This window comes from Streptomyces sp. NPDC020489, assembly GCF_044386545.1.
Lineage (GTDB): Bacteria > Actinomycetota > Actinomycetes > Streptomycetales > Streptomycetaceae > Streptomyces.
The window spans coordinates 286,858-300,224 of record NZ_JBIRUZ010000001.1 but is presented as its reverse complement, the minus strand read 5'-3'; the positions used below and the strand labels follow the sequence as shown (position 1 = coordinate 300,224).

The following is a 13,367-nucleotide window of genomic DNA, read 5'->3' as shown; positions in this document are numbered from 1 at the left end:
GTTACTTGACAACCGGCCAGTCACGGACCCAACCGAGCCTGTTCAGGCCCAGCTTGGGTGTGCCGTTGTCCTCTGCGTCGTAGTAGTGGTAGGCCAGCCAGTCCTGGCCGCGGTCACGGAAGACCGACTGTCCGCCCGTGCCGATGTACCTCCCGTGTCCCGCCAGCAGCAGGTCGCCGCCGCCCTCCAGCAGCGGCTTGCCGGTGCTGTCGACGTAGGGTCCGGTGACCGTCGTGGACCTTCCGACCCTGATCCTGTACGTGGAGTTCACTCCCGCACAACAGGTGTCGTAGGACGCGAAGAGGTAGAAGAAGCGGCCGTGCCGCACGATGTACGGGCCCTCGACCGCGTACGGCGCGTCGGGGCGGGTGGCCAGGTGGTGGACGAGGGCGCCCGCCTTCGCCCTGCCCGTCCTCGGGTCCAGCTCGACCATGCGGATGCCGGTCCAGTACGAGCCGAAGGACATCCAGAGCCTGCCGTCGGCCCGGACCAGGGCGGGGTCGATGGCGTTCCAGGGGTCGGTGGTCCCGGAGGCGAGGACCTTGCCGTGGTCGGTCCAGGTGCCGGGCAGGCCCGAGGGCGAGGTGGCCACGCCGATCGCGGAGTGGTTGGTGCCCCAGGACGACACCGCGTAGTACAGCCAGTAGCGGCCCGCCCGGTAGGAGAGGTCGGGGGCCCAGGGGTCGCCGGTGTCGTTGTACTCGTACCACCAGCTCGGGGGCGTGGCGAAGGCGTTGCCCGCGTCGTCCCACCGTTTGCCGTCCTTCGACAGGCGGGCGCCGATGACGCCGCCGGTCGAATAGGCCACGTACCGCCCGGACTTGAGCTTGAGGACGGTCGGGTCGTGGATGATCTGCTGGCCGCTGAGGGGGCGGGGGTCGGGGTAAGTGACCGCCGCCTGCGCCGAGGTGGGCAGCAGGGCGAGGACGGCCGCGGCGGTGAGGGCGGTGAGGGTGCTGCGCAGGGTCACTGGCCCGCCAATCCCGTGTGGGCGACGCCCGCCACGATCTGCCGCTGGAAGAAGACGAACACGACGATCAGCGGCAGGCCCGCCATCAGACCGCCGGCCATGAGCTGGGCCCACTGGATGCCGTAGGAGTTCATGACGGTGGCGATGCCGTTGGGCATGGTCATCAGGTCGGGGTTGTTGGTCACCGTGTACGGCCACAGGAAGTTGTTCCACGAGGCGATGAAGGTGAAGATGCCGACCGCCGCGAGGGAGGGCCGCGCGAGCGGGACGACGATGGTGAAGAAGACCCGCCAGCGGCCCGCGCCGTCGATGAACGCCGCCTCCTCCAGCTCGCGCGGGATGCCCTGGAAGAACTTGTAGAGGATGAAGACCATCGCGGACGGGGCGCACTGCGGAAGGATCATGCCCCAGTAGGTGTCGACCATCCCCATCTGCTGGACCGTGGTGAACAGGGGCACGCCGAGGATCGCCGGGGAGACCATCAGGCCCGCCATCACCACGCCCAGCAGGACGCCCTTGCCCCGGAACTCGGTGCGGGCGAAGCCGTACCCGGCGAGCGCGGCCACCACCAGCACGACGGCCGTGACGCAGACCGACACCACCAGGGAGTTGACGAACCAGTTGGTGACGTTGCCGGTCTCCCACAGCGCCTTCCACGCCTGGGCCGTCCACACCTCGGGCAGCCAGTGCGGCGGGATCTCGGCCGCCTCCGCCTCGGACTTGAAGGAGGTGACCAGGGCCGCGGCGATCGGTGCCATGAAGACGGCGGAGACGACCCCGCCGATCAGCGTGAGGACGATCTGGCTGGGGGTCCAGGTGCCGCGCGGCTTGAGCTTGATCGGGGTGCTGCTCATCGGACGCTCTCCTCACGGGTGCGCAGCAGCCACATCCGCGTCAGCGCGACGACTGCGATGATCACGAAGAAGATGATGGACATCGCCGAGGCGTAGCCCACGCGGTAGCTGGTGAAGCCCTGTTCGAGGGTGTACTGGACGAAGGGGCGGGTGCTGAGCTCCGGCCCGGGCCCGAAGTCCTGCATCACGACGGCCTGGTCGAACAGTTGGAGCGAGGCGAGGATCTGGAGCGCGATCACCAGTCCGGTGATGGTGCGCAGCATCGGCAGGGTGATGTGGACCATGCGGTGCCAGGCGTTCGCCCCGTCGAGCCTGGCGGCCTCGTAGAGATGGCCGGGGATGCCCTGGAGCGCGGCGAGGTAGAGCAGGAAGGAGAAGCCGACCGTCCACCACAGGGTCGCGATGACGATCGCGAGCATCGCGTAGGACTTGTCGGTCAGCCAGGGCGTGTCGAGACCGAGGGTCTCGTTGAACAGGCCGATGCCCTGGGTGAACAGCCACTGCCACAGGTTGGCGGCGACGGTGGAGGGGAGCAGGAACGGGGCGAAGAAGCACAGGCGCCACAGCCATTTGCCGTGCTCGATGTGGTGCGCGAGCATCGCCAGCAGGAACGCCAGGACCGTGATGCAGGGCACGACGAGCAGGGTGAAGTACGCGCTGTGGCCCAGCGCGTCCCACATCATCCGGTCGTGGAAGGCCTCGCGGTAGTTGTCGAGGCCGATGAAACGCGCGCCCTCGCCGGAGATGTTGGCGTCGGTGAAGCTGAGGTAGAGGCCGCGCAGCAGCGGCCAGGCCACGAACAGGACGAAGAGCAGGAGGAAGGGGGCGACGAACCAACCCCCGTGCTGGAAGCCCTGCTTGCGGCGGACGGTCGCGGCGGCCGTCGCGCTCCTGGCGCGGGTCGGCGCGAGGACGGTCTGAGCGCTGGTCGTCATGCGACCGCACCTCCCTGTGCGGCGGTCCTGCCGTCCATCGGGTTCTTGGAGGCGAGGAGCCTGGTCAGACGGTTCTTCATCGTCCTCGCCACCGCGGCGGGCCGGGCGGAGCCCGTCGTGGAGGAGACGACGACCGGGCCGAGGTCCTGGGCGAGCACACCGGTGGAGCCGGCGAACCACACCTTGGGCTCGGTGGCCTGGTGGTCCATGGCACTGGCGTACTCGTTCTGCGGGGTGAGCTTCTGGTACGCGGGGGTGGACAGGGTGGGTGTGTAGGCGGGGATGTGGCCGCCCGCGGCCCACTGCTGGGCGTGCTTGACGACATAGGCGGCCAGTTCGTGGGCGGCCTCGTTCTCGGGGCCGCCGCGGCCCGACCGGTGGGGCAGCACGAAGGCGTGCGACTCGGCGTGGGTGGCCGGCCTGCCGAAGACGGGCGGCAGCGGGGTGGCGCCGTAGTCCAGCTTCGCGCCGGAGAAGACCGGCACGGACCAGTTGCCCTCCCAGGTGAAGGGGGCGCCGTTGATGAACTGCTCGCCGGTCGGGGCGCCGGGGATGACATAGCCGTCGGTGACGTGCCGGCGCAGGAACTCCAGGACCTGGGTGGCCTTGTCCTCGTCGAAGAGGACCTCGGTGTCGGTGTCGTCGAACCACTGCCCGCCGAGCTGGGTGTAGAAGGCGACGAAGAACCACCACTGGAAGTTCTGGTCGTGGGTCCACAGGCCGATGGTCTGGAGCCCCTTCTTCTGGACGGCCTTGGCCTTCTTCAGGACGTCGAACCACTCGTCGGGGGAGGAGACCGGGACCATCCGGCCGTCGTCGCCGAGCAGGCCGGCCTTTCTCAGGACGTCCTTGCGGTAGAAGCAGAGCTGGACGTGGATGTCGAGCGGGAGGGCGTAGAGCTTGCCGTCGATGACACCGCGCTTCCACAGGGCGGGGTTGAAGTCCCCCTCCCGTACGCCGTACTTGGCGAGCAGGCCGACGTCCCAGGGGTCGAGGAGGCGGCCTGGCGAGAAGCCGGTGACCCGGCCCATGTGCATGACACCGAGCTCGGGGGCGCGGTTGCCCGCGGCGGCCATGGCGAGCTTGGTGTAGAAGGGGTTGCCCCACTGGAGCGTGGAGTCCTTGACGGCGATGTCGGGGTGTTCGGCGCGGAAGGCGTCCAGCATCGCGATCATGTTGGCGCCGTCGCCGCCGCTGAAGAGGTTCCAGTAGCGCACCCGGGTGTCCGCGCCGGCGGCCAGCGCGTCGGCGCCGGTGCCGAGCGCGGCGAAGCCGAAGCTGCCGGCCACGGCCACCCCGCCCGCGGCGGCGAGCAGGTGCCTGCGGTTCAGGTCAGGTCGTCCCATTGCCTGCCCTTACAGTCGAAGAAGAGATCTACGTGGTTCGATATTTCGAAACATGCTCGTAACTTCGAACGGGACCGTAGATAGGAAGCGCTTTCCAGTCAATGGTCCGGACAAGATTCTCAGAACCTGCGCAGTCGCCGTTCCTGCCTGTACGGAGTCGGTGCTCCTGCTTGTACGGAGTTGTACGAACGGTCGCCGGATCGCATGACGTGGACACTTCTCGCCGCGTACGCTCGGACGGGCTGCCGGGCGGCGGCGAGAGGGGGATCGATGGACATCGCGCGCACGAGGGCGGGGCGGGTCGCCGCGGCGCTGCGGCGTGCGAGAACCCGGTCCGCGATGCGCCGCCTGGCCGACGCCCTCGGCACCGCGCTGCACGCCAGGCCCACACCCCCGACCGGGGCGCGCGAGGTGTGCCGGGCGCTGTGCGAGGAGATGAGCGCGCGCCGCGGCGGACGCCCCGTCGAACTGCGCTTCGAGCGGTTCCCCGACGAGATCGAGGTGACCGGACTCTGGGTGGAGTTCCAGGACTTCGACCTGGTCATCGTCGAGGAGCGGGCCGAGGCGGTGCAGCAACTGGTCATCCTCGGCCATGAGTTGTGGCACCTCGACGCCGGGCACCGGCACCACCACCACGGCGTCGGCACGGCCGCCGCACACGCCCTCACCGGGCGGCCCGACTGGGACGACGTGGCCCTCACGGTCGCGGCGCGCGACGGCTCCCGACAGACGGACGAGGCCGAGGCGGACGACTTCGGGCACCGGCTGGCCGCCGCGTTCCGGGGCCTGGTCTCCGGAGAGGCCGACGGCGCCTCCCCCGACCCGGTCCACCGCTCGCTCGGCTATCGCGGACGCGGAGGCAGGACGCGGTGACACCTGCCCAACTGGCCGAAGGACCGGTCGAGTTCCTCTCCGGCCTGTACATCTCCTTCTGGCTCCCGGGCCTCGTCCTCGGCGCGGCCCTGGCCATCAAGCTGCCCAGCATCGTCAAGCTGTGGCGGGACCCGCTGCTGCGCGCCGTGGGCGGCCTGCTGCTGCTCGCCTGCTCGGTCTTCGTCTTCGCGGCCCCCGGCACCATCGCCTGGACCAACCGGGTCACCGGCGTCCCCAACATCGCCGCGCCCTGGGTGTACTCCCTGATCACCGCGCTGTCCGCGTCCTGGCTGCTGCTGGTCGTGCACTGGCGCGACGGCCACACCGAGCGCCGGGAGCAGACCCGGCGCGCGACCCGCTGGGTGGTCTCCGTCTACGCCACCGTGGTGGTCGCGCTGTGGGTGCTGTTCGCGCTGGCCGACGTCCCCGTGGAGCAGATCCAGGACCTGGACACCTACTACGCCACCACGCCGTTCATGCGCGAGGAGATCCTCCTCTACCTGGTCGTGCACACCGTGGCCTGTCTGATCACCGCCCGGCTGATCTGGACCTGGATCCGCACCGAGGGACTGGACGGCTGGCTGCGCTGGGGACTGCGGTTCCTCAGCGTCGGCTACGTCACCAACCTGCTCTTCAGCGCCGCCAAGTTCACCGCCATCGTGGCCCGCTGGACCGGGCACGACCTGGACTGGCTCAACACCAACATCGCGCCGTCCGCCGCCTGCATCGGCGCCACCATGGTCGCGGTCGGCGTGATCGTCCCGCACGCCGGCCAGTACCTCCAGGAACGGCTGCTGGTGCGGCGCCGGCGGCGGAGCCTGAAACCGCTGGCCCGGCTGCTGCGGACGGTCGCCGGTCGCCGCGAGCCGTTCGAACTGCGGGCGGCGCCCGAGATCCGGCTCATCCGCCGCGAGACCTACATCCGCGACGCGCTCCTCCAGCTCTCCCGCCACCTCGACGACGACCTGCGCCGACGCGCCCAGGACGCCGCCCTCGACCTCGGCGTCGAGCCCGGCCGGGCCCGTGCCCTCGCCGTCGCGGCGGTGATCCTCGACGCCGTCGAGACCGGCCGGCGCGTGCCCGACGGCGACGGCACCGGGGACCCCGACACCACCTACCTGCTGCGGGAGATCCACGCCGTCTCCGGCGCCCTGCGCAGCCCCGACGAGATCACGGCGGTACGCGCCCGCGCGGCCGTCCCGGCAGAGAGCATGTCCGCGCATGAGTGAACGCCCCTCCCCCGCCAGAGTCGCCGTGGTCCTCGGGGGGTCCCATACCGGCATGCTCGCGGCACGCGCCCTGGCCGGACTCGCCGAACGGGTGGTCGTCGTGGAGCGCGACGTGCTCCCGGCCGGACCCGACCCCCGCAAGGGGCTGCCGCAGGCCCGCCATGTGCATCTGCTCTGGTCGGGCGGGGTGCTGGCCATGGAGGAACTCCTGCCGGGCATCACCGGGGCGCTGCGCGCCGCCGGGGCGCGCCGGGCGCCGATCACGACGGACATGGTCGCCCTGTCGGCGCGCGGCTGGTTCCGCCGCTGGCCCGAGTCGCACCACATGGTCCTGGCCGGACGCGACCTGCTCGACGCGACGGTCCGCGAGCGGGTCCTCGCCGACGAGCGGGTCGAGGTCCTCGACGGCACGGAGGTGCTCGGCCTGCTCGGCGACGCGCGGGCGGTCACGGGGGTACGGCTGCGCGGGCGCGACGGCCGCGAGAGCACGCTGCGGGCGGGCCTGGTCGTGGACACCACCGGCCGTGGCTCCGCGGCGCCCCGCTGGCTGGCCGGGCTCGGACTGCCGGCGCCCGTGCGGCGCGAGGTCGACTCCGGACTGGCGTACGCGAGCCGGCTCCTGCTCGCCCCCGAGGCGGCGCGGGGCGGCTTCCCGGTGGTCAACGTGCAGGTCGATCCGCGGGCGGGGGGTCCCGGCCGGGCGGGGGTCCTGCTGCCCATCGAGAACGGCCGCTGGCTGGTCACGCTCAGCGGCACGAGGGGCGGCGAGCCTCCGGCCTCCGCCGGGACCCCGGGCCCCCGCGACTCCTCGAACCCCGCCGGCTCCCCCGACCTCTCCGGCTCCTTCGGCTCCCTCGACGACGAGTTCGTCCGCTTCGCCCGCGAGAAGCTGCGGCATCCGATCATCGGTGAGCTGATCGCGCGGGCCGAGCCGCTGTCCGACGTGGCGTTCACCCGCACCACCGTCAACCGGCGCCACTTCTACGAGCGGATGCCGGCCTGGCCCGAGAACTTCACGGTCCTCGGCGACGCGCTGGCCGCCTACAACCCGGTCTACGGCCACGGGCTGGCGGTCGGGGCGCAGAGCGCGCTGATCCTGCGCGAGGTGACCCGGCGGCACGGCTGGGGCGCGCCCGGGCTGTCCCGTCGGGTCCAGAAGGCGGTGGCCCGGCCGGTCGGGGCGGCCTGGGACCTGGCGATCGGCCAGGACGTGTTCTATCCGGGCGCCACACAGAACGGGCCGACGCTGCGGGACCGGCTGGTGGCGGGGTACGTGGACCGGCTGATGTACACCGCCACGGGGAACGGACGGATCGCCCGCCGCGTCACCGACGTGACGTCGCTGGAGCGGCGGGCGGAGGTGCTGCTGAGTCCGTCGGTGCTGCTGGCGGCGGCGGTGGGGCCGTTGAAGCCCCCGCTGAACGCGCCGCCGCTGACCGCCGAGGAGTTGAAAAAGGCGGGGTTGCAGTAACCGGCCGGGGCGGCGGCCGCCCGCTACCCGGCGAAGGCCGGCTGCGCGAACCCCCGCCCCGCGCCCGGTACCACCAGCAGCGAGCCCGCCACCGGGTGCGGGGCGTCCAGGCCGACCCGTGCCGTCGTGATGTACAGGTCGGTCAGGCCGGCGCCGCCGAAGGCGCAGGCCGTGACCCTGGGGGTCGGCAGGCTGACGACCCGGTCCAGGTCGCCCCGCGGGGTGTAGCGGCGTACGGCTCCGCCGTCCCACAGCGCCACCCACACACAGCCGTCGGCGTCGACGGTGAGGCCGTCGGGGAAGCCGGCGCCCTCCTCGATCTCGGCGAAGACGCGCCGGCCGGAGACACGGCCGCCGTCGTGGTCGAAGACGTCGACGCGGCGGGTGGGCGAGTCGATGTAGTACATCAGCCGCCCGTCGGGGCTCCAGCCGGTGCCGTTGCTGACGGCCACGTCGTCGAGGACGGTCTCGGCCGAGCCGTCGCCGGTGAACCGGGACAGGGTGCCCCCGCCCGGGGCCTCGTCGTAGCGCATGGTGCCGGCCCACAGGGAGCCGTCGGGGGCGACGGCGGCGTCGTTGGCGCGGCGGCCGGGGACCGGCTCGTGGTGCAGCCAGCGCAGGGAGTCGTCCGCGTCGAGCAGCGCCACCCCGTCCCGCAGGTTCAGGACGAGCCCGCCGCCCGCGCGCGGCTTGGCGGCGCCGACGTGCTGGTCGACGACCCGGGCCGTGCGCCGGCCGGAGACGGGGTCGTAGGTGTTGACGCGGGCGCCGAGGATGTCCAGCCAGATCAGCCGGCCGGAGGCGGCGTCCCAGGTCGGCCCCTCCCCGAGGATGGCCGCGGCCCGCACGGCGACCTCGTACCCGTACCGGCTCATGCCACGCTCCGGTGACCGAGGCGCTCGGAGAGTTCGGCGGCGCCCTTCGCGGCGAGCTGCTCCAGCTCCTCGCGGCGGTCGTCGCTCCAGCGGATCATCGGCACGGAGATGGACAGCGCGGCGACGACCCGGCCGGTGCGGTCGCGGACCGGGGCGGCGACGCAGGAGACGTCCGGGTTGGACTCCCGGCGCTCCACGGCGAGGCCGCGCTCACGGATCTCGGCGAGGGCCTCGCGCAGGACGGCCGGGTCGGTGATGCTGTTCGGGGTCATCGCGACCAGCTCGACACCGTCCGGGAGCCGGGAGGCGAGCTCCGGCTCGGGGAGCGAGGCCAGCAGCATCTTGCCGACGGAGGTGCAGTGGGCGGGGAGCCGGCGACCGGCGGCGGACACCATCCGCACCGCGTGGGTGGAGTCCACCTTGGCGATGTAGATGACGTCGGTACCCTCGAGGATCGCCACGTGCACCGTCTCGTCGCAGGTCTCGGCGACGGACCGGGCGACCTGCTGGCCCTCGGCGGCGAGGTCGAGCTGCTCGGCGTATCGGCTGCCGAGCTGGTACGGCCGCACCCCGAGCCGGTAGCGTCCGGGCTGACCGGGCACCGCGACGATGTACGACCGCGCCGCCAGCGTGGTCACCAGCTCGTGCACCGTGGTGCGCGGCAGCTGGAGCTTGCGCACGATGTCGGGGGCGGAGAGTGTGCCGTCCCCGTCGAGAAAGAGCTCGAGAATGTCGAGAGCCCGGGTCACGGCAGGTACGAGACGTCCCACGTCCGGCCCCCTCCCTTGCATGCTTGTGCGGCTGCGTTCGAAATTTCAACAGCCGATCGGAATGACGAACACAGGCTACTCAACTCGGCTTTCTCCGGGCAATGGTCCTGCGGGTACCCGGTGTGACAGGGTGGCCGAAAAGCGGAGGGGGATGCCGTGCCGGAGCTGCTCAAGGGCGGGAACACCGGGCTGGGGACCGGGGCCGTGACGGTGGAGTTGCGGGTGGCCGGGGAGGCCGTGGACCTGAGTGCGCTGCTCGTCGGGGCGGACGGGCGGGTGCGGTCGGACGGGGACCTGGTCTTCTACAACCAGCCGCTCGCCGAGGGCGGCGCGGTGCGCCATGTGGCGGCCGACGGGGGCGGGGCCGAGCGGGTCGTCGTCGATCCGGGCGGGCTGCCCGACGACGTGGACCGGGTCGTGCTCGTCGGCAGCTGCGACCCCGACGACACCGCCCGTACCTTCCGTGGCGTCAAGGAGGTCACCGTGCGGGCCCAGCAGGACGGTGGCGAGCCCGTCGTCTTCCACCCGCCCGCGCTGACCGACGGCGAGCGGGCCGTGCTGCTCATGGAGCTGTACCGGCGGGGCGAGGGGTGGAAGCTCCGGGCCATCGGGCAGGGGTACGCGGAGGGGCTGGCCGGGCTGGCGACGGACTTCGGGATCGAGGTCGCCGAGCCCGAGCCCGAGCCCGAGACCCGGGCCCCCGTGCCCGCGCCGCCGGCGCCCGCGCGCCGGCCCGCCGACCTCACCAAACCCCCGCTCGGCAAGGTCAGCCTCGACAAGGGCGGCCAGGTCTCGATCAGCCTGGACAAGCAGGACCGCGCGCTGGTCGTCACCGTGTCGCTGGAGTGGGACGGCGGCAGTGATCAGCGGCGCCGGCGCGGTGCCGACCTCGATCTGTACGCGCTGTTCGTGCCCGCCTCGCAGGTACGGCCCGGCGGCGGGCAGGCCCCGGGCACCATCGTCAAGAAGGACCGTTCCGGGGCGAAGGGCGGCGAGGAACCCGGCGTCGTCTACTACAAGAACCTGGGCTCGCTCCAGCAGCCGCCCTACATCCAGCTCGACGGCGACTCCCGCGCCCCCGGCCGCGAGACGATCCGCGTCGCGCGGCCCGACGAGCAGGGGTACGTCCTGCTGTGCGCCTACTCCGCCGTCAGCAACGGCTTCGGTTCCTTCAAGAGCTTCGGCGCCCGGGTCGTCGTGGACGACGGTCGCGGCTCCCAGGTCACCGTGCCGCTGTACGAGAACACCTCGACGCGCTTCTGGGTGGCCATCGCCCTCGTCGACTTCACCGTCCCCGACGGCGCGGCGGTCCACCAGATCGAGGCCTACAGCAACCGCATGACCGAGCGCCGCCCGGTCCTGCACCCGGACGGCACGATCCAGATGAACGCCGGCCCGGTGGAGTTCAAGCGCCGCGCCTGACCGCGCGCGGCCTATCCGCGTGTCACTCCGAGCGCCCCTCGTAACCGCTGCGCCCTGAGCACCAGTTCCAGCTCGAAGCGGCGGTCCGGGTCGTCGATCTCGGCGCCCCACAGCTCACGGATCTGGCGCAGGCGGTAGCGGACCGTCTGGGGGTGGACGCCGAGGCGCGCGGCCACCTCCGGGGCGCCGCCGCGGGTCTCCAGCCAGGCCAGCAGGGTCTCGGCGAGACGGCGGCCGTGGGTGGGACCGCAGTGGGCCAGGGGGGCGAGGCAGCGCAGGGCCAGGTCGTCGATGAGCTCCTCGGGCTGGAGGAGGACCAGCGCCTCCGTGTGCTCGGTGCAGTACAGGACCTCACCCGCCGGGAGCAGGCCGCGTTCCATCAGCCGTACCGCGGCCTCGGCCCAGCGCAGCGACTTCGCCGCGTCGGCCAGCGGCACCGGGGGTCCGATCGCGCCCGCCCAGCCGGTCAGGGCGCGTTGCAGCAGCTCCGGGCGGCCCGCCGCGTCCGGCTCGGGCACGACCATGCGGGGCTGCTCGTACTCCATGTCCAGCAGCACGCGCTGTCCGACCGCGGGCGGCACCGCCTCCCGTGCCGGCCGCAGCAGCACCCCGACGGCCACCCGTGCGGGCAGCGGCCAGCCGATCCGGGCGGCGCGTTCGGCGAGGGCGTCGGCGGGGTCGCCGTGCCGGTGGCGCTCGGCCAGCAGCAGTTCCATCAGGCGGCGCTGGAGCCGCAGCCGTTCGCCCGCCTGGCGGGCCGCCGCCTCCGCGTAGCCGCGGACCGACTGGTCGACGAGGCCGTCGAGGTACTCGTAGCCCGCGTCGACGAGTTCGTACATCGCGGGCGGCGGGATCTCGACGCGCTGGCCGATGTCGGCGAAGCGGCGCCAGGCCAGCCGTACGCCCATGCGGTAGATGGCCTGCAAGGAGTCCAGGCTGCGGCCGTTGAGGCCCTCGCCGCGGCCGAACTCCTGGAAGACGCCGGGCGGGACCGAGGGGCGGCCCTCGGCGGTCTCCAGGTGCTGGACGAAGACCTCGATGGCGCGGCGGATGCCGACCAGGGCCATGGGTTCGCCCGACTCGTCGAGGACGAGCGGCAGATGGGGGTACTCGCGGCGGATCTCGCGCAGGATCTCCTCGGCGAGCTCCGGGGCCTCCGCCATCGCGATCTCCGCGAAGCGGCGCACCTTGAGCCGCGGTACGTCGAGCCAGGCCGAGCGGGAGGTCACCGCCGTCACGGGTCAACTCCCCTGACCGGCTTGCTCGTACGTGATCAAGGGCGTGTTCGGCTGGTCGGGCGTCGCCTCCAGCAGCGCGACGATCCCGAACGCGGCGCCCACGGCGAGCGCGGCGGCGGCCACGACGGTCAGTGCGACAGCGAGCAGTCTGGACATCGCAGGGTCAGCCTTTCAGTGGCTCGGTCCGGCGTCCCCACCCCGGCGTTCCACCCTGTCCGTCCGTCCCAGTGTCAGCGTGACATTGACACTCCGTCAAGGGCCGCCTACGGTTCCCGGCCCAAGGTCCCTGTCGTCACACTGCCGCCCGCCCCGCGGCGTGACGACGGGCCGAGAGCGGCCCGAACTCCGTACCCTCGAGCCCCAGGAGTGCCCGGATGCGCCGTACAGCCTCTCCTTTCTCCCTGATCCTGCTGGGACTTGGCACGTTCTTGCTGGTCCTGGCGCCCATGCTGGCGTGGTACGTGACCCCACGGGCCGCCGTGAACCCGATCGACATCGACCAGACCGCCGTCTACAAGGGCACCGGCCGGGTCTTCGACACCGACAAGGTCAAGACCCTGGACGGTCAGACGATCACCGTCACCCAGCGGGTGCGCGGCAACGTCGAGGACAGCGAGCGCAGCGGTGACGCGGTGTGGGACGTGACGACCACCGTCGACACCGACAAGACGCTGCCCGCCTCGGACCCGCACGACGCCCTGGACTTCGTGCCGCACCGCTGGGTGATGGACCGCAGGACGACCAAGCCCGTGCACTGCTGCGGCGAGACGCCGTACATCGAGGGCGAGGCGTACCTCAAGTTCCCCTTCGACGTGCAGAAACGCTCCTACCAGTGGTGGGACAACACCCTCGGTAACACGGTCGTGCTGACCTACCGGGATACCAGGAAGGTCCAGGGGTACACGGGTTACCGGTTCACCGGCACGGTCGCCCCGACCCGGGTCGGCAGCCGGATGGTGCCGGGCACCCTCGTCGGCCGGCCCGACAGTCCGCAGGTGCTGGCCGAGGAGTGGTACTCCAACCACGGCTTCGAGCTGGTCGTGGACCAGCGCACCGGCCGCGTGATCTACGCGCAGACCGGCCCGAGGCGCACCCTGCGGGCGCCGGGCGCCAAGAAGGACGCGGTGGTGCTGCTGGACAGCGAGAAGATCGCCTTCACGACCGGCACGCAGAAGGACGCGGTGGAGAAGGCCGAGCAGGACAGCGGCCAGCTGCGCGCCATCGGCGAGACGGTGCCGATCGGGGCGGCCGTGGCGGGGTTCGTCCTGGTGGTGGCCGGTTCCGTTTTGGTGGTACGGGGGAGGCGGCGTCCCGGTTCTTCCGATACGCCCGGCTCCCCGCTCATGAAGTGATTGGACGTCAGCTCTAATAACGCCGGAAATTG

At 72.0% G+C, this 13,367-nt stretch carries 13 protein-coding genes; 5 read left to right on the top strand and 8 right to left on the bottom strand.

The window, feature by feature from the left end:
• Position 1 precedes the first annotated feature (1 nt).
• From ACH41F_RS01290 to ACH41F_RS01275, 4 genes are read right to left on the bottom strand one after another with little or no spacing between them, the layout of a single operon-like run.
• Positions 2-970, bottom strand: coding sequence for a family 43 glycosylhydrolase (locus ACH41F_RS01290; RefSeq protein ID WP_391229316.1), 969 nt, complete (start codon positions 968-970; stop codon positions 2-4).
• Positions 967-1,824, bottom strand: coding sequence for a carbohydrate ABC transporter permease (locus ACH41F_RS01285; protein ID WP_398832052.1), 858 nt, complete (start codon positions 1,822-1,824; stop codon positions 967-969). The genes ACH41F_RS01290 and ACH41F_RS01285 overlap by 4 nt, the downstream gene beginning before the upstream one ends.
• Positions 1,821-2,759 carry a carbohydrate ABC transporter permease gene (locus ACH41F_RS01280; RefSeq protein ID WP_398832050.1) on the bottom strand — a complete coding sequence of 313 codons (939 nt, stop codon included), beginning with the start codon at positions 2,757-2,759 and terminating at the stop codon, positions 1,821-1,823. Before ACH41F_RS01280 ends, ACH41F_RS01285 begins: the two co-directional genes overlap by 4 nt.
• Entirely contained in the window at positions 2,756-4,105 is a 1,350-nt protein-coding gene (locus tag ACH41F_RS01275; protein ID WP_391229310.1) for an extracellular solute-binding protein, read from the bottom strand. The genes ACH41F_RS01280 and ACH41F_RS01275 overlap by 4 nt, the downstream gene beginning before the upstream one ends.
• Before the next feature lie 270 nt (positions 4,106-4,375).
• On the opposite strand from ACH41F_RS01275, the gene ACH41F_RS01270 reads away from it, so the two are divergent.
• The 3 genes from ACH41F_RS01270 to ACH41F_RS01260 are packed head-to-tail and all read left to right on the top strand — an operon-like array spanning position 4,376 to position 7,678.
• Entirely contained in the window at positions 4,376-4,978 is a 603-nt protein-coding gene (locus tag ACH41F_RS01270) for a toxin-antitoxin system, toxin component family protein (RefSeq protein ID WP_398832047.1), read from the top strand.
• Entirely contained in the window at positions 4,975-6,207 is a 1,233-nt protein-coding gene (locus ACH41F_RS01265) for an MAB_1171c family putative transporter (RefSeq protein ID WP_391229305.1), read from the top strand. The genes ACH41F_RS01270 and ACH41F_RS01265 overlap by 4 nt, the downstream gene beginning before the upstream one ends.
• Complete coding sequence (locus ACH41F_RS01260; RefSeq protein WP_398832044.1) at positions 6,200-7,678, top strand: NAD(P)/FAD-dependent oxidoreductase; 1,479 nt, start codon at positions 6,200-6,202, stop codon at positions 7,676-7,678. Before ACH41F_RS01265 ends, ACH41F_RS01260 begins: the two co-directional genes overlap by 8 nt.
• A 23-nt stretch (positions 7,679-7,701) precedes the next feature.
• Here the strand turns inward: ACH41F_RS01260 and ACH41F_RS01255 are convergent, their stop codons facing one another.
• Positions 7,702-8,553: an SMP-30/gluconolactonase/LRE family protein gene (locus ACH41F_RS01255; RefSeq protein ID WP_398832042.1), complete on the bottom strand. Its 852-nt coding sequence runs from the start codon at positions 8,551-8,553 to the stop codon at positions 7,702-7,704.
• Positions 8,550-9,323, bottom strand: coding sequence for an IclR family transcriptional regulator C-terminal domain-containing protein (locus ACH41F_RS01250; protein WP_391229299.1), 774 nt, complete (start codon positions 9,321-9,323; stop codon positions 8,550-8,552). The genes ACH41F_RS01255 and ACH41F_RS01250 overlap by 4 nt, the downstream gene beginning before the upstream one ends.
• 156 nt (positions 9,324-9,479) lie before the next feature.
• Between ACH41F_RS01250 and ACH41F_RS01245 the strand changes: the two genes are divergently transcribed.
• The gene (locus ACH41F_RS01245) at positions 9,480-10,745 is read left to right on the top strand and encodes a TerD family protein (protein WP_398832039.1); all 1,266 of its coding nucleotides are present in this window, start codon (positions 9,480-9,482) and stop codon (positions 10,743-10,745) included.
• 11 nt (positions 10,746-10,756) lie between these two features.
• Here the strand turns inward: ACH41F_RS01245 and ACH41F_RS01240 are convergent, their stop codons facing one another.
• Together ACH41F_RS01240 and ACH41F_RS01235 are read right to left on the bottom strand one after the other, a co-directional pair.
• Complete coding sequence (locus ACH41F_RS01240; RefSeq protein ID WP_398832760.1) at positions 10,757-11,974, bottom strand: PucR family transcriptional regulator; 1,218 nt, start codon at positions 11,972-11,974, stop codon at positions 10,757-10,759.
• Positions 11,975-11,986: 12 nt separating this feature from the next.
• Complete coding sequence (locus ACH41F_RS01235; RefSeq protein ID WP_391229296.1) at positions 11,987-12,139, bottom strand: hypothetical protein; 153 nt, start codon at positions 12,137-12,139, stop codon at positions 11,987-11,989.
• A gap of 218 nt (positions 12,140-12,357) precedes the next feature.
• Here ACH41F_RS01235 and ACH41F_RS01230 point away from each other — a divergent pair, with 218 nt between their 5' ends.
• A complete protein-coding gene (locus ACH41F_RS01230) occupies positions 12,358-13,335 on the top strand; it encodes a DUF3068 domain-containing protein (RefSeq protein WP_398832037.1) in 978 nt (325 codons plus the stop codon).
• The last annotated feature ends 32 nt before the right edge of the window (positions 13,336-13,367 follow it).